This is a genomic window from Streptomyces sp. ISL-87 (assembly GCF_018614095.1).
In the GTDB taxonomy this organism is placed as follows: domain Bacteria; phylum Actinomycetota; class Actinomycetes; order Streptomycetales; family Streptomycetaceae; genus Streptomyces.
Window position 1 is genome coordinate 88,130 of the sequence record NZ_JAGGOY010000029.1, and the last position, 17,981, is coordinate 106,110.

Sequence of the window (17,981 nt, forward strand, 5' to 3'; positions counted from 1 at the left end):
CACTGATACGCCGGTACCCCGCCCACCACCTCGCCCCCCTCACAGCAACGCATCGCCCGTTCCCCCGCCCCCCTCCGCCACGATCTCCCGCAAGCTCTGTGCCGGCCGGGCCTCCGTGAAGCGGGCGCCGCCGGCAGGCGACAGGGTGAAGCCGTGGATCGCCGGGCGCGGGAGGCTGTTGTAGCCGTAGTGGGCGGTGAAGAAGTACGCGCCCGTGTCCGGGATCGCGATCACGTCGCCGGGGGCGAGCAGCGGCAGTTCCCGTCCCGTGGCCAGGAGGTCGCCCGCGAAGCAGGCCGGGCCCGCGATGTCCTGGGGGACCGGGGGGCCGGTGCGCGGGGTGCCCTTGGTGTCGTACGGGAGGATCCGCACCGGCCATGCCGCCGGGGCGTACACCGTCCGCGTGGCCAGCTGGACACCCGCGTGGGTGACGGCGATCGGGCGGCCCCCGGCGGACTTCGTGTACTCCACCCGCGCCAGCACCAGCCCGTGCTTGGCCAGCAGGGACCGCCCGAACTCCGTGACCAGGCCGTACGAGCCGTCGAAGAGGGCGGGTACCGCCTCGCGCAGGGCGGACACGTAGTCCGCGTACGTCGGGGTCTGCTCGTCCGAGGTGAAGTTCACCGGCAGGCCGCCACCGATGTCGAGGGTGTCGACCTGGCGGCGCCCGGCCGCCGCGTTGATCTCCTCGGCCAGCGCGTGCAGTTCCCGTACGCCCTCCGCGATCAGCGGCAGCGGCACTCCCTGCGAGCCCGAGTGGGTGTGCAGCCGGGTCAGCCACGGCCGTTCCACATACGCCCGTACGAGCCATTCGCGCGCGTCCGGATCCCGCAGCGGCACCCCGAACTTCGACGTCGCCGTGGCGGTGGACAGCGCCCCGATGGTGCCCGCGCCGGTCTGCGGGTTGATCCGCATCCCGAGCGGCGAGGCGGTGGCGGCGGACGCGACGAGGGCGTCCAGGCGCTCCAGCTCCTGCCGGTTGTCGGCGTTGACGGCGATGCCCAGCGCCAGCGCCTCGTGCAGCTCGGCCACCGTCTTGGCGGGGGAGTCCAGGACGGTCCGCCCCGCGGGCAGCCCCGCCGCCCGGGCCAGCGCCAGCTCGCCCGGGCTGGCCACCTCGCAGCCGAGCCCGGTGTCGGCGAGCAGCCGCAGGACCGGGACGAGCGGGGCGGCCTTGACGGCGAAGGCGTGCAGGACGGGGGTGCCGGCCGGTAGCGCGGCGGCGAACGCGCCGGTCAGGGCGGCGGCGGAGGCCCGGATCCCGGCCACGTCCAGTAGGCAGGCGACGGGATCGGAGTCCAGCAGGCCCTGCTCGACCGCGGCCCGTACGGCCAGGTCGCGGCGCTCGGCGGCGCCTTCCGTGTGCGTCTCGGCAGCCATGTCCCTCAGCCAATCATCCGGCGCGTCCGCCCGCAGCTGTTGACTGGATCTATTCATCCAGCGAGGATGTGAATGGATTGACCAACATCGGAGGAGGCACCGCCATGTCAGGACCCCGCCCCGTGCGTGCCGCGCGAGGTACCGAGCTCAGCACCCTGGGATGGCAGCAGGAGGCCGCACTGCGGATGCTCCAGAACAACCTCGACCCCGAGGTCGCCGAGCACCCCGACAAGCTCGTCGTCTACGGCGGCACCGGCAAGGCCGCCCGCGACTGGCGCTCGTACGACGCGATGGTCCGCACGCTCCAGACCCTCAAGCAGGACGAGACGATGCTCGTCCAGTCCGGCCGCCCGGTCGGCGTGATGCAGACCCACGAGTGGGCGCCGCGCGTCCTGCTCGCGAACTCCAACCTGGTCGGCGACTGGGCCAACTGGGAGGAGTTCCGCCGCCTGGAGAACCTGGGCCTGACCATGTACGGGCAGATGACCGCCGGTTCGTGGATCTACATCGGCACGCAGGGCATCCTCCAGGGCACCTACGAGACCTTCGCGGCGGTCGCAGCGAAGCTGCATTCAATTGGTAAGGGAGGGGTCAACGGGACGCTCGCCGGCACCATCACCCTCACCGCCGGCCTCGGCGGCATGGGCGGCGCCCAGCCGCTCGCCGTGACGATGAACGACGGCGTCGCGATCTGCATCGACGTCGACCCGCGCGCCATCGAGCGCCGCATCGAGCACCGCTACCTGGACGTGAAGGCCGACAGCCTCCAGCACGCGCTCCAGCTCGCCGTCGAGGCGCGCGACGCCCGCAAGCCGCTCTCCATCGGCCTGCTCGGCAACGCGGCCGACCTGCTCCCGCAGATGCTCGCGGAGGGCGCCCCGATCGACATCGTGACGGACCAGACGAGCGCGCACGACCCGCTCGCCTACCTGCCGACCGGCGTCGACTTCGACGACATGGCCGCCTACGCCGCCAAGGACCCGGCGGGCTTCACCACCCGCGCCCGCGAGTCGATGGCGAAGCACGTCGAGGCCATGGTCGGCTTCATGGACGCCGGCGCCGAGGTCTTCGACTACGGCAACTCCATCCGCGGCGAGGCCCAGCTGGCCGGCTACGACCGCGCCTTCGCCTTCCCCGGCTTCGTCCCCGCCTACATCCGCCCGCTGTTCTGCGAGGGCAAGGGCCCCTTCCGCTGGGCGGCGCTCTCCGGCGAGGCCTCGGACATCCACAAGACCGACAAGGCGATGCTCGAACTCTTCCCGGAGAACGAGTCCCTGCACCGCTGGATCAAGATGGCCGGCGAGCGCGTCCACTTCCAGGGCCTGCCCGCCCGCATCTGCTGGCTCGGCTACGGCGAGCGCGACAAGGCCGGCGAGCGCTTCAACGACATGGTCGCCTCCGGCGAGCTGGCCGCCCCGCTGGTCATCGGCCGCGACCACCTCGACTGCGGCTCGGTGGCCTCCCCGTACCGCGAGACCGAGGCCATGCTCGACGGCTCCGACGCCATCGCCGACTGGCCGCTCCTCAACGCCATGGTGAACGTCGCCTCCGGCGCCTCCTGGGTCTCCATCCACCACGGCGGCGGCGTCGGCATGGGCCGCTCGATCCACGCCGGCCAGGTCACCGTCGCCGACGGCACCCCGCTGGCCGGCGAGAAGATCCGCCGCGTCCTCACCAACGACCCCGGCATGGGCGTCATCCGCCACGTCGACGCCGGCTACGACATCGCCGAGTCGGTGGCGGACGAGCGCGGCGTCCGCATCCCGATGCGCGAGGGCGACGCGTGAGCACGGACTCCTCCGCACACCCGGCCGCCGGGGCTTCGGCCCCGGCGGGGCGGGGTGCGACCGGCTTCCACAGCATGTGGAACGAGCTCGCACCCATCGGCAGGGACAAAGCCAGCGGCGGATACCGCCGGTACGCGTGGACCGGCGCCGACGCCGACTGCCGCACCTGGTTCCAGGCGCAGGCGGAGGCCCGCGGCCTCACCTACGAGACCGACCGCAACGGCAACCAGTGGGCCTGGCTCGGCGACCCCCTCGCGGGCGACGCCGTCGTTGCCGGCTCCCACCTGGACTCCGTCCCCGACGGCGGGGCCTTCGACGGCCCCCTCGGGGTGGTGTCCTCCTTCGCGGCCCTGGACGAACTCCGCAGGAGGGGCGCCGAGTTCGCCAGGCCCCTGGCCGTCACCAACTTCGGCGACGAGGAAGGGGCCCGCTTCGGCCTCGCCTGCGTCGGCTCCCGGCTCGCCGCCGGGCAGCTGACCAAGGAGAAGGCGTACGAGCTCCGCGACGCCGACGGGATCAGCCTGCCCGAGGCCATGGAGGCCGCCGGGTACGACCCCGCCGCCATCGGCGCCGACCCCGAACGCCTCGCCCGCATCGGCGCCTTCGTGGAGCTCCACGTCGAACAGGGCCGCGCCCTCGACCTGAGCGGGGACGCCGTCGGCATCGCCTCCGCGATCTGGCCGCACGGCCGCTGGCGGTTCGACTTCCACGGCGAGGCCAACCACGCCGGCACCACCCGGCTCGTCGACCGCCGGGACCCGATGCTCACGTACGCGGCGACCGTGCTCGCGGCCCGCACCGAGGCGGCCCTCGCCGGCGCCGTCGCCACCTTCGGGAAGATCTCGGTCGAGCCCAACGGGGTCAACGCGATCCCGTCCCTGGTGCGCGGCTGGCTCGACTCCCGCGCCGCCGACCAGGCCACCCTCGACACGGTCGTCACCGCCATCGAGAAGGCCGCCCGCGAACGCGCCGACCAGGACGGGATCGACCTGGCCATCGTCCGGGAGTCCTTCACGCCGGTCGTCGAGTTCGAGCACGCCCTGCGCGACGAGATGAACCGGATCCTGGGCGGGGCCGTCCCCGTCCTGGGCACGGGGGCGGGACACGACGCCGGAATCCTCTCCGCCGCCGTCCCGACCGCGATGCTGTTCGTACGGAACCCCACCGGCGTCTCCCACTCCCCGCAGGAGTTCGCCGCCGAGGACGACTGCGTGGCCGGCGTCCTCGCCCTCGCCGACGTACTGGAAGGCCTGGCGTGTCGCTGACCGCGCACAAGACGTACTGGCTGGAGCACGCCTGGCTCGGCACCCATGTCGAGCCGGGCGTAGCCCTGGACGTATCCGCGGACGGCCGCATCGCCGCCGTCCGCACCGGGACCGGGACCCCGCCCCCCGGCGCCGGGATCCTGCGCGGCCTGACGATCCCGGGCCTCGCCAACGCGCACAGCCACGCCTTCCACCGGGCCCTGCGCGGCACGGTCCAGGTCGGCTCGGGCACCTTCTGGACCTGGCGCGAGATCATGTACCGCGTCGCCCAGAACCTCACCCCCGACACCTACTTCGCACTGGCCCGCGCCGTGTACGCGGAGATGGCGCTGGCCGGCATCACCAACGTCGGCGAGTTCCACTACGTCCACCACGCCCCCGGCGGTACCCCCTACGCGGACCCCAACGCCATGGGCGAGGCCCTGATCGAGGCGGCCGCCGCCGCCGGCATCCGGATCACCCTCCTCGACACCGCCTACCTCTCCGCAGGCTTCGGAGAGGCCCCCAGCGGCCACCAGCGGCGCTTCTCCGACGGCACCGCCGACGCCTGGGCCGAGCGCGTATCCGCCCTCAAGGGCCGCGAGCACGCCCTGATCGGCGCCGCGATCCACTCGGTCCGCGCCGTGCCGGCGGGCCAGCTCGCCACCGTCGCCCGCTGGGCCCAGGAGCGGCAGGCCCCCCTGCACGTCCACCTCTCCGAGCAGACCGCCGAGAACGACGCCTGCCAGGCCGCCCACGGCCGCACCCCGACGCAGCTCCTCGCCGACCACGGTGTGCTCGGCCCGCGCACCACCGGCGTCCACAACACGCACCTCACCGACGCGGACATCGCCCTCCTCGGCGGCACCACCACCGGCACCTGCATGTGCCCCACCACCGAACGCGACCTCGCCGACGGCATCGGCCCGGCCGTCCGGCTCCAGCACGCCGGCAGCCCGCTCTCGCTCGGCAGTGACAGCCACGCCGTGATCGACCTGCTGGAAGAGGCCCGCGCGATGGAGCTCAACGAGCGCCTGCGCAGCCGCACCCGCGGCCACTGGACGGCGAACGCGCTGCTCACCGCCGCCACCGCCGACGGCCACGCGGCCCTCGGCCGGCCCGACGCGGGCCGCCTGGAGCCGGGCGCGCTCGCGGACTTCACCACGATCGCCCTGGACTCCGTACGCACGGCGGGTCCGCTGCCGCGGCTGGGCGCCGAGACGGCGGTGTTCGCCGCGACGGCCTCGGACGTCCGCCACACCGTGGTCGGCGGCCGCCACGTGGTCCGCGACGGTGTGCACACCCTGGTCCCCGACGTCCCCTCGGCCCTGGCCGAATCCATCGCGGCCGTCCGCGGCTGACGTTGTTCTTCCCCCAGGAAATCCTCCGAGAGGAACCCCCCATGACCACCACCGTCTTCACCAACATCGCCAGCCTCGTCACCAACGACCCCGCCCTCGGCGACGGCGGCCCCCTCGGCCTGATCCAGGACGCGGCCCTGGTCATCGACGGCGACCGCATCGCCTGGGTAGGCCGGACCGCCGACGCCCCGTCGGCGGACACGGCCTTCGACGCCCACGGCCGGGCCGTGATCCCCGGCTTCGTCGACTCCCACTCCCACCTCGTCTTCGCCGGCGACCGAACGGCCGAGTTCAACGCGAGGATGTCCGGTCACAGCTACTCCGCCGGAGGCATCCGCACCACCGTCGCCGCCACCCGCGCCGCCACCGACGCCGAACTCGAAGCCAACCTGCTGCGCCACCTCGACGAGGCCCGCCGCCAGGGCACCACCACCTTCGAGACCAAGTCCGGCTACGGCCTCACCGTCGCCGACGAGGCCCGTGCCCTGCGCATCGCCGCCGCGCACACCGAGGAGGTCACCTACCTCGGCGCGCACATCGTCTCCCCCGACTTCGCGGACGACCCGGCCGCCTACGTGGACCTCGTCACCGGCGAGATGCTGGCGGCCTGCGCCCCGTACGCCCGCTGGGTGGACGTGTTCTGCGAGAAGGGCGCCTTCGACGGCGACCAAGCCCGCGCCATCCTCACCGCGGGGGCCGCGGCCGGGCTGATCCCGCGCGTGCACGCCAACCAGCTCTCCTACGGGCCCGGCGTGCAGCTCGCCGTCGAGCTCGAAGCCGCCTCCGCCGACCACTGCACCCACCTCACCGACGCCGACGTGGACGCCCTGGCCCAGGCGTCCGCCACGACCGTCGCGACCCTGCTCCCCGGAGCCGAGTTCTCCACCCGCGCCCAGTGGCCCGACGCCCGGCGCCTCCTCGACGCGGGCGTCACCGTCGCCCTGTCCACGGACTGCAACCCGGGCTCGTCCTATACGAGTTCCATGCCGTTCTGCATCGCCCTCGCCGTCCGGGACATGCGCATGACCCCCGACGAGGCCCTGTGGTCCGCCACCGCCGGCGGTGCCCGCGCCCTGCGCCGCACCGACGTCGGCGTCCTCACCCCGGGTGCCCGCGCCGATCTGGCCCTCCTGGAGGCCCCGAGCCACGTCCACCTCGCCTACCGCCCCGGAGTCCCGCTCGTCTCCGCGGTCTGGCAGCGGGGCGTACGCGCCGCCTGAATCGGCCCGTATCCCCGTCAACCGGCGCCGAAGCGGCCCCGAACCGTCCCGAAGCGGCCCTGAAGTGGCCTGAATCCGGGCGGCCGACGGGCCGCTGATCCGGCCCTGTCCTTTGTCTTCCCTCCTCAAGGTCCCGGGCGTACCTTGAGCCACCAATCTGATGTTCCGTCAGTAACTTGTGGCTTGAGGGGAAGACAAAGGTGTCCAACCGGAAACGCTCCACCGCGCTGGCGCTGGCCTCCGCGCTGGCCGGATCGGCGGTCCTGCTGGCCGCCCCCGCAGCCCATGCCGCCGTCGTCGACGTGGCCTACGACTGCAAGACCCCCATCGGGGACAAGTCGGCCGTCTCACCCATCGACATCAAGGCCGTCAAGGAAGGCGACGCGTACAAGCTGACGATGTCCTTCCAGAAGGGCGTCTCGTCCAGCCCCATCGAGCTCGGCAAGGGCGCGATGACCCCCAGCGCCGTCATTCAGGTGGACGGCGCGGAGAAGGCGTCCGTGCCGGTCTCCGGGCCGCCCAACCCCGAGGCCGCGCCCGCCAACACCCCCATCAAGATCACCGACCTCTCGGGCACCTACACCCCGAAGAAGAGCGGCAAGGTCACCTTCACCGCCGGGGTCCTCACCATCAAGGCGATGGGGACCACCACCACCTGCACCCCCGGCAACAGCCCCAAACCGTCCCTCGAGCTGGACGTCACGGCCCCCGCCGGCGCCGCCAAGGAAACGCAGCCCAGCGGCGGCGACACCCTCCCGCAGACCGGACCCGCTGACTCCGCCCTCGCCCTCGGTACCCTCGGCGGCACCGTGCTGCTCTCCGGCGCCGCCGGCATGCTCTGGCTGACCCGGCGCGGCCGGCGGGCCCGGTCCTGAACGGAGCACCCCCGGCCATGCCTGTGCTCCACGCCCTCAAGCGCATCGGTGTGCTGTTCCTGGCGGCCGCCGCGCTCCTGTGTACCCCTGGCACCCCCGGCGCACCCGCGGCCGCCGACGAGCCCGGCTGGACCGCCGAGCCCGCCGCCGGCCGCGCGGCCACCGCCCGCCCGTACTTCTACCTGGAGGGCACCCCCGGCACCGTCCTGGAGGACCGGCTGGCCCTGGCCAACACCACCGACCAGGAACGCACCGTGACCCTGCGCGGGGCCGACGCCTACAACACGGCGGGCGGCGCCTTCGCCGTGCGCCCCGCCACGGAGTCCACCGGCGCCGGCTCCTGGATCAGCTTCGGCGCCGCCGGGACCGTCAAGGTCCCGCCCCACACCCGCGCCGTCGTCCCCTTCACGGCCACCGTGCCGCCCGCCTCCCCGCCCGGGGACCACCCGGCCGCCGTGGTCGCCACCGAGGGCGGCCGCGAGGTGGGCGTACGGGTCCACCTGCGCGTCAGCGGCCCGACCCTGGCCGCCCTCACCGTCGAGGACGTCGCCGTACGCGGCAAGGGCGCGGGCACGGTCGTCGCGTACACCCTGGTCAACCGGGGCAACGTGGCCCTCGCCCCCGAGCTGGCGCTCCGCGCCGAGGGCCGCTTCGGCGAGGTCCCGGGCCGCGGCGCCCGCGCCCTGCCGGTGGAACTGCTCCCGGGCCAGCGGGTCGAGCTCACCGAACCCTGGCCCGGCGCACCTGTCTTCGACAAGGTCGACCTCGCCCTCACCGTGACCGCCCCCGGCGGCGCCCGGGCCACGGCCGCCGCCTCGGCGTGGTTCGTGCCCTGGGCCATCGCGGCCCGCACCGGCGCCGGGCTGCTCGCCCTCGGCGCGGTGGCGCTGGCCGCGCTGTTCCTCGTACGCACCCGGCGGGCCCGGCGCGAGCCGCCGCCGGACGGGGCGCCCGTACCCGAACGGGCCGGGCAGACGGCACCGGAACACGAGTTGACGGGAGCATCCAGGTGAGCGCCAAGGTCGGATCCCGGACGGCATCCCGGACGGCATCCCGGACGGCATCCCGGGCCGGATCAAGGGTCGGGGCCCTCTTCGCGGCGGGGCTGGCGCTGTTCGCACTGGCGCTGCTCCCCGCGGCCCCGGCCGCCGCCGACGAGGGCAAGCCCGCCGTGGCGCTCTCGCTCAAGGAGGCCGCCAAGGGCACCGAGATCAGCGTCACCGGCACCGGCTGGCGGGCCAAGACCCTGGTGATGCTGCTGGTCTGCGGCCAGAACATGATCGGCGGCACCAACAGCTGCGCCAACGCCGACGGCGCCGCGGTCGCGGTGGCGGAGGACGGCCGTTTCGCGGCCCGACTGCCCGTCGTGGCGCCGCCCAAGCCCTGCCCCTGCGTCGTGAACGTCACCTCCGTCAACGGCGACCAGTCCACCGTCGCCACCCCGATCAAGATCACCGACCACCCGGTGGCCGAGCTGCCCGCCGAAGACGGCACCGCCCGGCTCGCCATGCTCACCGGGGTCCGCCTCAAGGGCGACGACGGGGTGCTGACCTGGTTCGGCGCCCCGCCCAGCCGGAAGTTCACCGTCACCGTCGGGAACCTCGGCTCAGCCCCGGTCAAGGACCCGGTCTTCCAACTCGGCACCGCCCACGGGGTGTTCGCCCCCCTGTGGGAGGAGGTCCGGTGGAAGGGCACCATCCCGCCCGGCGGCAAGGCGGAGATCCAGCTGAACGTCGCCCTCTCCGCGGGCGCCCACGGCGACTACACCGTCTTCCTCAAGTACGGCGAGAAGGTGGTCGCCACCCAGCCCTGGGGCGTGGACCGCCCGTACGGGGTGGTGCTGTTCTGGGGCCTGCTCCTGCTGGTGATCCCGGCCGCGGTCTTCCGTATCGGCATGGCCGTCGTGGACAGGGTCCGGCCGCGCACCCCGGGCGCGGCCGGCCGCCACCGCGGCGCGCGGATCCCTGAAACGCCCGCAGGCCCGAGCCCCAGGCCGGCGGTGGCCTCTGAGGCCACCACCGAGGTCCTGCCGTGGTTCACCCCACCACAGACATCCGCACCGTCTCAGAACCATCCGACGACGAAGGGACATTCTTGAATCCTCCCCCCTCCTGCAGAGAGGGATTCCTGGCTCACGCTGCCCGACGGACCGGCGGCCCTTCAGGTCTTCCACGATCAGCACCAGCCGGGTTGAAACCAGCCCGGGAAGCAGAAATGCGAAAGGGGATGTACGTGCTTGGTTCTCGCTACGCACTGTCCGCAGTGCACGGTACGCGATCCTGTGGTCCGCCGTGGGTCATGGTGAGAGCACAACGGAGGGTGAGCGCGGCCCTGGTCGCGCTGCTGCTCGGCGGCGCGGGTATCGCCATGGTGGCTTCGCCCGCCCAGGCAGCCGAGGCCACATACAAGGTCAAGTGCGTTCCGCCGGCCGGCGGCGGCGACCCGGTGGAGGGCGAGACCACCGCCAGGATCACGGCCCCGGCCACGGCCAAGGTCGGCGACGAGGTCGACGTGGTCTGGGAGACCGTCAAGCCCGCGTCGAACAATACGGACTTGATGGTCATCCCGAAGGACTCGGTCCAGCCCACGGGCTGGATCGCGGTGAGCGGCGGGACGGCCGAGCTCAAGGTCGTGGGCGAGAAGAAGAACCCAGAGATCCCCAAGAAGGCTCCGATGGTGATGTCTCCCATGAAGGGCAAGCTGAAGCTCACCAAGGCCGGCAAGATCACCCTGACGCCCGGCAAGTACGACGTCGCCGTCACCTTCTCCTTCGGCACCTTCGTCACCAAGTGCGCGCCGGTGGGGAGCGTGGGCGTAGGGGCCACCATCAACGTCACGGACGGCGCCAGCGGCGGCACGACCACCGGCGGCACGACCACCGGCGGCGCCACGACGGGCGGCACCACGACGGGCGGCACGACCACCGGCGGAACCACGACCACCGGCGGCACCACGGGTGGCACGACCACCGGCGGAACCACCACCGGCGGAACCACCACCGGCGGAACCACCACCGGCGGAACCACCACCGGCGGCACGACCACCGGCGGAACCACCGGAGGAAACGGCGGCGGCCAGACCGACTTCCCGGGCAAGGCCGTCGAGGTCGCCTTCGACTGCGGCAGTTTCGTCCCCGGCGGCATCAAGACCCCGGTCACGATCAACGCCAAGAAGAACGGCGGCAGCTACGACCTCACGGTCAAGACCGCCAAGGGCGCGATGGCCAGCCCCGCGGCGCTCCCGGCCGGGGCCCTCAAGCCCTCGATGAACATCAAGCTCGGCGGCGCCGACAGCGGCATGGTCAAGGTCACCGGCCCCGCCAACACGGAGCCGATCGCCGCGCAGGCCCCGGTCAACCTGAGCGACATGACCGGCACCTACAAGCCCGGCAAGACCGGCAAGGTGACGCTGAGCCCGGACCAGCTGACGATCGACGTCGTCATGGCCCCGGGCGCCACGCCCATCGTCGTGCCCTGCAAGGCGACGAGCAGCGGTGTCTCCCTCGAGCTGGACACCACCGCCCAGGCGGGCGGCTCCGGCTCGCCGGGCAGCACCGGAAGCACCACCACCGGCAGCACCACCTCGGGCGGCCTCGCCGAGACCGGCGCGCAGGACGAGGGCGGCGTCAAGGCCCTGGCCCTGGTCGCCGGCACGGTGATCCTGCTCGGGGCCGCGGTCTTCACCTTCACCCCGTGGCGGCGCCTGCGCGGCACGCGGTAACCCGGGATCAACCTCGCGGGCCTGGGCATGGAAGGCGTCCATCACAGTCGGCCAGGACAGGCGCAGGTCGCGGGCGGCCTGAATGACGGTGGAGCCGGCGTCCCTCACTCGTCGTCCAGCCCAGGCCCGCAACCGTGTGGTAATCCCGCGCACGGGCTGGTATCTGCGGGACCTGCTCGGTGAACGACCGGCGCGGGCAGGTGGGTTCGCGGCAGAACCAGCGTCGCTTGTGCCAGCGGAAATCCAGCCCGGTCTCTCCGTACGGCAGGTCGCGGGGCCGGGTCGTCGCGGAGCCCTTGACGCGGGTAGCGAAGACCCCGCAGGCCGGGCAGGCCCGGGCCGCCTCATCGGCCGTGACCAGATGGACCCGACGCCCACCGTCGGCCAGCAACTCCACCCGAACGACGGACACCCCGTCGGGGTCGAGCAGCAACGTCGTATCGTCGAGCAAGCCCGTGGCTCCTGCTTGATCGTTCTGCGTAGAGAACAGAAATGATCACTCAGAACCACCGGCGGCTTACGTTCAGGGCCGAGCCGCCCAACACGAAACCACGGAGCGTGACGCCACGTCAGCAGCTTGCCAGCACACCGCTCAAGTTCGAAAACCTGGCTTCGTCCGCTTGGCGTAGTGATGAGCGGCAGCGGACGTCATCTTTCTGCGGCCCGCCCATTCGCGGTACGGCTCGAAGCCGCGGGCGACCACCGCCCGCCGGTCACCGGCGGTCCGTCAGTGGAAGACGATGGCGTGGCCGCTGTCGATGCTCGCCTGGCACGCCGCGTAGAGCTGGCGCCAGGCGAACTTCTCGGGCTCGAAGGGATCGGTGTGCGAAGTGCGGGCCAGTCTGTCCAGTTCCTCGGCCGAGAGGGTCCCGTCCTCGTCCGGGTGGATGTCGATCCCCGGCGCCAGCTCGATCAGTTCCGCCCGCAAACGCTGGCTGGACCCGACCATGCCGGCGCCCCGTACCCCTGAGTCCTCGTCGAGGAACAGTGGATCATCCATGTCGACGGGAATGTAGTAGCCCTCGGTGTCGGCGTGGCAGAGCAGGTGTGACGAGAGCATGGACACCTCGTCGTGGATCTTCTCATCGTCCCGGGTGTACTGCTCCGCACTCACGTCGAGAGCCGGGATGACGGTCTCCCCCCACAGCCGCAGAACGTATGCGCGGCGCAGGTGGTTCAGCCAGCTGTAGGGAAAGCTGCTGGCGTGGAGCAGATCGTCGGCCGGATCGGGGTCCGGTTCCGACCAGTCGACGCCTGCTCCGGCAAGCGCCTGGTTGAGCACGGCGAAGGCAGCCCGTTCGGACTCCCCTCCCTCGGGGTCGTGGCGGGCCAGATCGTTCAGATGCCTCACCGATATCGCAAGTCCCATGCACGCGACGATACAAGGCGGGTCTGACAACAGGCGCCGCAGCCATGCGAAGCCCAGAGCGCCTCCAGGGGCGGGCGTTGTGGGGGCGGCACGGCAAGGGAGCGGCGCCCAGCGCTTACTACGCTGATTCCATACCGTCAGTCAAAATCTGAACCGATCGTGCCCTCGCCGAGCAGCGTGTTCCACATCGTGGCGAACTGCTCGCCGGTGAGATCCTCACGGTTGCGCAGCCGGCGTCGGGATGCCTTCCACTCCAGATCACTGGCTCGTCCGCGTCGGCCGCGGATCTCGGCGGTGCGGCGCCGGACCATGGACAGCATCTTGTTGGCGAGCTGGACGATGTGGAAGTGGTCGACCATGACGGTGGCGTGCGGCAGGCCGGTACGGATCGCGGCGCGGTAGGCGGCGGACACGTCGATGGAGACGTGGCGAATGCTGTTTCTCCAGCTCAGCGAGGTGGTGGCGAGCCAGGCCAGCACGTCGGCGACGCTGCGGCCCTCGACCTGGCCCAGCCAGCAACCCACCCGCTCCGAGGGCGTCGGTGAAGCCGACGTGCCACCAGGCACGCGTCTGCACCCATCTGCCGGTATCGGGGTCTTGCTCCCAGCGCCACTCATGGCCACGGGCATCCTGCTGCTGGGACCAGCCCCACTGTCCCCGCCCCTCACGCAACGTGACAGCCAGTCGTCCACTCGACACGACACACCGCTCAAGTTCGAAGACCCGCCAATCCTGGCGTGTTCTGCTGTGTTGGTGCTGAATGGCTGACGCGTCATGGAATACAAGAACGGCCCGGCACACCAAAGGGTGTGCCGGGCCGTTCTGCGCGAACAGGAGGGGTGCGTCAGTGCACGCCGCCCATGAGCGGCTGGACCCTCTTGCGGTACATGTAGATCGCGATACCCGCGAGCACGGCGAGCGCGCCCTGGCTGGCGAACCAGCCCTGGGTGTCGGTCGGGGCACCGAGCAACTGGAGCAGCGCGATGGTGGAGTCACCGGCGGTGACCGCGAGGAAGAAGACACCCATCATCTGGGAGGCGTACTTCTGCGGCGCCAGCTTGGTGGTCAGCGACAGGCCGACCGGGGACAGGCACAGCTCGCCGATGGTCTGGATGAAGTAGACCGAGACCAGCCACATCGGGCTGATCTTCGTGTCGCCGGTGGCCAGGCCCTGGGCGACCATCATCACGCCGAAGGACGCGCCGATCATGACCAGTGCGAAGGAGAACTTCGCGAGGGTGCTCGGCTCCTTGCTGCGGCGCGCCATGGCGACCCAGAGCCAGGCGAAGAGCGGCGCGGCCGCCATCACGAACAGCGGGTTCAGCGACTGGAACCAGCTCTCCGGGAAGCTGAAGCCGAACAGGGTGCTGTCGGTGCTGTTCTTGGCGAACAGGGACAGCGTCGAGCCGGTCTGGTCGTAGATCGCCCAGAAGATCGCGGCGGCGACGAAGAACCAGACGTACGCGGACATCCGCGAGCGCTCGACGGGCTCCAGGTCCTTGTCGCGCTTGATGCGCATGATCGCCCACGCCGGCAGGATCAGACCCAGGATGGTCAGCGGCCACAGGGCGTAGTTGATCGTGAAGATGCCGGCCAGACCGATGATCGCGTAGGCGGCAACGGCGACGCCCAGCCAGATCAGGCCCTTCTTGACGACCGAGGACTTCTCCTCCGCCGAAAGCGGCGAGGGGACCTGGTTCGAGACCGGGCTCAGGAAACGGAAGCCGAAGAAGTAGAAGGCGAGGCCGAGGGCCATGCCGACGCCGGCCATAGCGAAGCCGATGTGCCAGTTGATCTCCTGGCCGACCCAGCCGATGGTCAGCGGGGCGACGAAGGCACCGAGGTTGATGCCCATGTAGAAGATCGTGAAGCCGCCGTCACGGCGGGGGTCGTTCTTGTCCTTGTACAGCTGGCCGACCATCGTGGAGATGTTGGCCTTCAGCACACCGGAGCCGGCCGCGATGAGCGCCAGACCGATGAAGAACGAGAGGGACGAGGGCACCGCCAGGAGGAAGTGACCCGTCATGATGACGACACCTGCGACGGCGACGGCCTTGCGGGCACCCCAGACGCGGTCGCCCAGCCAGCCGCCCGGAAGGGCGAGCAGGTAGACCATCGCGTTGTAGACGGAGTAGATGGCGACCGCGGTCGCGTCGTTCATGCCGAGTCCACCGTCGGCCACGTTCGTGGCCAGGTAGAGCACGAGCAGAGCGCGCATGCCGTAGAAGCTGTAGCGCTCCCACATCTCGGTCATGAAGAGGAAGGCCAGGCCGGTGGGGTGGCCGAGGAAGGTCTTCTCGCCAGTACTGGCCGAGTCCTTCGTCAGGCTGGAAGCCATCGTCGATCCTTGCTTGGTCGGGACGCTTCGCTTCGTGAGCGGAACAGCGCCCGGTGGGGGGTAGCCGGCACCGGCGACGGGTGTCCCATCCCACGCCCAGGGGTCTGCCCCGTCCGGTGAGGAGGGGGGCAGGGGATATCCGTAACCGAGATCCACGCTCCGTCGCGCAGCTTCGCGCGCGGGGCGCCGGCCCACAGGTCATTCACTGTCACCGGATTCGATGAGGAGAGTCGTCAAGACCCCCTGATCGATCCGGACAGAATCGAGACCTTCGGCTCGCTTTTCGGCGCAAAGGTCTCTGAGGTAGTGCATCAGGCGTCCCGTCACCATACGACACGACAGTGCGGCATATGAAAGGACTTGAGACATGGATCACAGGTGTGGCGGGAACCGTTCGGTCACATTCGAAGGCGCTTAGTAGTGCAGCACATCAGAACGGCAGGGGTGTACCGGCACACCCCTGCTTTCAGCCGCCGCGGACTACCATCACCCACATGACGCGTGTACTGCTCGCCGAGGACGACGCATCCATCTCGGAACCCCTGGCCCGCGCTCTGCGCCGCGAGGGGTACGAGGTCGAGGTCCGGGAGGACGGCCCCACCGCCCTGGACGCCGGACTGCAGGGCGGCGTCGACCTCGTCGTCCTGGATCTGGGTCTTCCCGGCATGGACGGCCTGGAGGTCGCCCGCCGGCTGCGCGCCGAGGGCCACGGCTTCCCGATCCTGGTGCTCACCGCCCGCGCGGACGAGGTCGACACGGTCGTCGGCCTGGACGCCGGCGCCGACGACTACGTGACCAAGCCCTTCCGGCTCGCCGAGCTGCTCGCCCGCGTACGGGCCCTGCTGCGGCGCGGCGCCAACGAGACGGCGCAGGCCCCCGCCACCCACGGCGTGCGGATCGACGTCGAGTCGCACCGCGCCTGGATGGGGGAGGAGGAGCTCCAGCTCACCGCCAAGGAATTCGACCTCCTGCGGGTCCTGGTCCGCGACGCCGGCCGGGTCGTCACCCGCGACCAGCTGATGCGCGAGGTCTGGGACACCACCTGGTGGTCCTCCACCAAGACCCTGGACATGCACATCTCCTGGCTGCGCAAGAAGCTCGGCGACGACGCGGCCAACCCCCGCTACATCGCCACCGTCCGGGGCGTGGGCTTCCGCTTCGAGAAGAGCTGAGACGAGAGCCGGGACAAGAGCCGGGACAAGAGCCGAGACAAGAGTCGAGTGCGTACTGAGTCATGCGCCGCCGCCTGATCAACTCCACGCTCGCCGTGGTGCTCGTCGTGATCGCCGTCTTCGGGGTTTCCCTGGTCATCGTGGAGACCCGCAGCATCACCAGCAGCGCCCAGGACCGGATCGAGTCCGAGGCGCAGGGGCTGGTGGGCATCGTCGAGTCGAGTGTGCTGGAGAAGAAGCCCATCGACGCCGATGCGCTCGCCGAGCGGCTCGACGCCGGCCGGCACGCGCGGATCATGGTCCCCGGGCGGCCGACCGTGGAGGTGGGCGCCCGGATCCCCGACAGCGTGATCCGGGGCACCGCACGCGGTGAGCAGGGCGAGGTCGTGGTCGTCGAGGAGTCCCGCTCCACGGTGACCAAGGAGGTCGGGCGGACCCTGGCCGTGGTCGGGGCCGTGGCGCTGCTGGCCGTCGTGGCGGCCGTACTGCTCGCCGTACGCCAGGCCAACCGGCTGGCGTCCCCGCTCACCGACCTCGCCGAGACGGCGGAGCGGCTGGGATCCGGCGACCCCCGGCCGCGCCACAAGCGGTACGGGGTCCCCGAGCTGGACCGGGTCGCGGACGTACTGGACTCCAGCGCCGAGCGGATCGCCCGGATGCTCACCGCCGAGCGGCGGCTGGCCGCGGACGCCTCCCACCAGCTGCGCACCCCGCTCACGGCCCTGTCGATGCGGCTGGAGGAGATCACCGTCACCGACGACCTGGAGACGGTGCGGGAGGAAGCGACCATCGCCCTCACCCAGGTGGAGCGGCTCACGGACGTGGTGGAGCGGCTGCTGACGAATTCGCGGGACCCGCGCACCGGCTCGGCCGTGCCCTTCGACCTGGACGAGGTCGTCAAGCAGCAGGTGGAGGAGTGGCGGCCGGCCTACCGCAGCGCCGGGCGGGCCATCGTCCGCTCCGGGAAGACGGGCATGCGGGCCGTGGGCACCCCGGGCGCGGTCTCGCAGGTGCTGGCGACCCTCGTGGAGAACGCGCTGATGCACGGCGGCGGCACGGTGGCGCTGCGCACCCGGGTGATCGGCAACCAGGCGGTACTGGAGGTCACGGACGAGGGCCCGGGCGTCCCGCCCGACCTCGGAAACCGGATCTTCGAGCGGGCCATCAGCGGCCGGAACTCCACCGGGATCGGCCTGGCCGTGGCCCGGGACCTCGCCGAGGCCGACGGCGGACGCCTGGAGCTGCTCCAGGCCCAGCCGCCGGTGTTCGCGCTGTTCCTGAGCCGGACCCCGCCGGAGCGGGCGGAGCCGGAGCAGATGGTGCGCTAGTGCCGTGGCCGGCAAGGTTCACCGGGTCGCGACGCTCCCCCAGCTACCGCTGGGAGGTGCCCCCAGGCACGGCACCTCGCCGCGTTGTCGGACCACGCAAGTACGTCCAGTACGAGCCGCGGCCCTCCGCCTTGCGATGCACCGCACCGGACGCCGCGCCCCGGCAAACCTTTCCGGCCACGGCACT

General features: G+C 71.6%; 14 protein-coding genes and 2 pseudogenes. 10 read left to right on the forward strand and 6 right to left on the reverse strand.

The genetic code is table 11. From position 1 onward, the window contains the following. Positions 1 to 39: 39 nt before the first annotated feature. Positions 40 to 1,380, reverse strand: coding sequence for a diaminopimelate decarboxylase (locus J7I97_RS11150; RefSeq protein ID WP_214933338.1), 1,341 nt, complete (start codon positions 1,378 to 1,380; stop codon positions 40 to 42). A gap of 104 nt (positions 1,381 to 1,484) precedes the next feature. On the opposite strand from J7I97_RS11150, the gene hutU reads away from it, so the two are divergent. The 8 genes from hutU (at position 1,485) to J7I97_RS11190 (ending at position 11,587) form a co-directional block, all read left to right on the forward strand. Further along, the gene (gene hutU / locus J7I97_RS11155) at positions 1,485 to 3,167 is read left to right on the forward strand and encodes a urocanate hydratase (RefSeq protein WP_214933340.1); all 1,683 of its coding nucleotides are present in this window, start codon (positions 1,485 to 1,487) and stop codon (positions 3,165 to 3,167) included. A gap of 74 nt (positions 3,168 to 3,241) precedes the next feature. Next, positions 3,242 to 4,432, forward strand: a complete 1,191-nt coding sequence (locus J7I97_RS11160) for an allantoate amidohydrolase (protein ID WP_214933383.1) — start codon at positions 3,242 to 3,244, stop codon at positions 4,430 to 4,432. Then, entirely contained in the window at positions 4,429 to 5,772 is a 1,344-nt protein-coding gene (locus tag J7I97_RS11165; protein WP_214933381.1) for a formimidoylglutamate deiminase, read from the forward strand. The genes J7I97_RS11160 and J7I97_RS11165 overlap by 4 nt, the downstream gene beginning before the upstream one ends. 41 nt (positions 5,773 to 5,813) lie before the next feature. Then, entirely contained in the window at positions 5,814 to 6,992 is a 1,179-nt protein-coding gene (gene hutI / locus J7I97_RS11170) for an imidazolonepropionase (protein ID WP_214933342.1), read from the forward strand. Positions 6,993 to 7,192: 200 nt separating this feature from the next. Further along, a complete protein-coding gene (locus tag J7I97_RS11175) occupies positions 7,193 to 7,867 on the forward strand; it encodes an LPXTG cell wall anchor domain-containing protein (RefSeq protein ID WP_214933344.1) in 675 nt (224 codons plus the stop codon). A gap of 17 nt (positions 7,868 to 7,884) precedes the next feature. Beyond that, entirely contained in the window at positions 7,885 to 8,880 is a 996-nt protein-coding gene (locus tag J7I97_RS11180; RefSeq protein ID WP_214933346.1) for a DUF916 domain-containing protein, read from the forward strand. Next, on the forward strand, positions 8,877 to 9,965 hold the full coding sequence (locus J7I97_RS11185) for a hypothetical protein (RefSeq protein WP_374195462.1): 1,089 nt from the start codon (positions 8,877 to 8,879) through the stop codon (positions 9,963 to 9,965). Before J7I97_RS11180 ends, J7I97_RS11185 begins: the two co-directional genes overlap by 4 nt. 221 nt (positions 9,966 to 10,186) lie before the next feature. Beyond that, positions 10,187 to 11,587, forward strand: a complete 1,401-nt coding sequence (locus J7I97_RS11190; protein WP_308369231.1) for a hypothetical protein — start codon at positions 10,187 to 10,189, stop codon at positions 11,585 to 11,587. A gap of 36 nt (positions 11,588 to 11,623) precedes the next feature. Here the strand turns inward: J7I97_RS11190 and J7I97_RS40245 are convergent. From J7I97_RS40245 to J7I97_RS11210, 5 genes and pseudogenes are all read right to left on the reverse strand, one after another. Next, a pseudogene (locus J7I97_RS40245) lies at positions 11,624 to 11,740 on the reverse strand (helix-turn-helix domain-containing protein); the annotation flags it as partial. Positions 11,741 to 11,795: 55 nt separating this feature from the next. Beyond that, positions 11,796 to 11,999: pseudogene (locus tag J7I97_RS40250) on the reverse strand (transposase family protein); the annotation flags it as partial. Positions 12,000 to 12,314: 315 nt separating this feature from the next. Beyond that, positions 12,315 to 12,956, reverse strand: coding sequence for a hypothetical protein (locus J7I97_RS11200; RefSeq protein ID WP_214933350.1), 642 nt, complete (start codon positions 12,954 to 12,956; stop codon positions 12,315 to 12,317). A gap of 137 nt (positions 12,957 to 13,093) precedes the next feature. Then, on the reverse strand, positions 13,094 to 13,522 hold the full coding sequence (locus J7I97_RS11205) for a transposase (RefSeq protein WP_214933352.1): 429 nt from the start codon (positions 13,520 to 13,522) through the stop codon (positions 13,094 to 13,096). Positions 13,523 to 13,800: 278 nt separating this feature from the next. Beyond that, on the reverse strand, positions 13,801 to 15,294 hold the full coding sequence (locus tag J7I97_RS11210; protein ID WP_214933354.1) for a peptide MFS transporter: 1,494 nt from the start codon (positions 15,292 to 15,294) through the stop codon (positions 13,801 to 13,803). Between the two features lie 494 nt (positions 15,295 to 15,788). Here J7I97_RS11210 and J7I97_RS11215 point away from each other — a divergent pair, with 494 nt between their 5' ends. Next, complete coding sequence (locus J7I97_RS11215) at positions 15,789 to 16,466, forward strand: response regulator transcription factor (protein WP_214933356.1); 678 nt, start codon at positions 15,789 to 15,791, stop codon at positions 16,464 to 16,466. 62 nt (positions 16,467 to 16,528) lie between these two features. Beyond that, positions 16,529 to 17,794 carry an ATP-binding protein gene (locus J7I97_RS11220; RefSeq protein ID WP_214933358.1) on the forward strand — a complete coding sequence of 422 codons (1,266 nt, stop codon included), beginning with the start codon at positions 16,529 to 16,531 and terminating at the stop codon, positions 17,792 to 17,794. The last annotated feature ends 187 nt before the right edge of the window (positions 17,795 to 17,981 follow it).

What these genes read in the sequence shown, in the direction of transcription:
- J7I97_RS11150 (WP_214933338.1), bottom strand. Translation starts at nt 1,380, where the DNA reads ATGGCTGCCGAGACGCACACGGAAGGCGCCGCCGAGCGCCGCGACCTG.
- hutU (WP_214933340.1), top strand. Translation starts at nt 1,485, where the DNA reads ATGTCAGGACCCCGCCCCGTGCGTGCCGCGCGAGGTACCGAGCTCAGC.
- J7I97_RS11160 (WP_214933383.1), top strand. Translation starts at nt 3,242, where the DNA reads ATGTGGAACGAGCTCGCACCCATCGGCAGGGACAAAGCCAGCGGCGGA.
- hutI (WP_214933342.1), top strand. Translation starts at nt 5,814, where the DNA reads ATGACCACCACCGTCTTCACCAACATCGCCAGCCTCGTCACCAACGAC.
- J7I97_RS11180 (WP_214933346.1), top strand. Translation starts at nt 7,885, where the DNA reads ATGCCTGTGCTCCACGCCCTCAAGCGCATCGGTGTGCTGTTCCTGGCG.
- J7I97_RS11200 (WP_214933350.1), bottom strand. Translation starts at nt 12,956, where the DNA reads ATGGGACTTGCGATATCGGTGAGGCATCTGAACGATCTGGCCCGCCAC.
- J7I97_RS11210 (WP_214933354.1), bottom strand. Translation starts at nt 15,294, where the DNA reads ATGGCTTCCAGCCTGACGAAGGACTCGGCCAGTACTGGCGAGAAGACC.
- J7I97_RS11215 (WP_214933356.1), top strand. Translation starts at nt 15,789, where the DNA reads ATGACGCGTGTACTGCTCGCCGAGGACGACGCATCCATCTCGGAACCC.
- J7I97_RS11220 (WP_214933358.1), top strand. Translation starts at nt 16,529, where the DNA reads ATGCGCCGCCGCCTGATCAACTCCACGCTCGCCGTGGTGCTCGTCGTG.